This is a genomic window from Acetomicrobium sp. S15 = DSM 107314 (genome assembly GCF_016125955.1).
Lineage (GTDB): Bacteria > Synergistota > Synergistia > Synergistales > Thermosynergistaceae > Thermosynergistes > Thermosynergistes pyruvativorans.
Genome location: NZ_JADEVE010000248.1, coordinates 1 through 269, shown reverse-complemented (window position 1 = coordinate 269; position 269 = coordinate 1). Strand labels below are relative to the sequence as shown.

At 58.0% G+C, this 269-nt stretch carries 1 protein-coding gene; it reads right to left on the bottom strand.

Annotated elements, in window-relative coordinates; genetic code table 11:
* The coding region (locus EZM41_RS07105) for a metallophosphoesterase (protein WP_198470427.1) at positions 1–269 on the bottom strand (269 nt) is incomplete at both ends.

Genomic DNA, 269 nt, shown 5'->3' with positions numbered 1-269 from the left:
TTCGTGGTTGCCGGTCACGGCATAGACCCCGTAGGGAGCCTCGAGGCGGGAGAATTCTTCGGCCAGTTTCTCCTCTTCGGCTTGATAGACGCTCTCATCTACTATGTCTCCTGCCAGCCAAACCGTGTGCGGTTTTAAGGCCTCTGTAAAGATAAACAACGACCTGCCGCCAGCCGACACCTCACCCGAAGAACCGGTGGTAAAGCGCTTCTTGGAGGTAGCCCAAAGCGTAGCCCCTGGCGTGAAGGTCGGCAAGGCTCCGTTCGCCA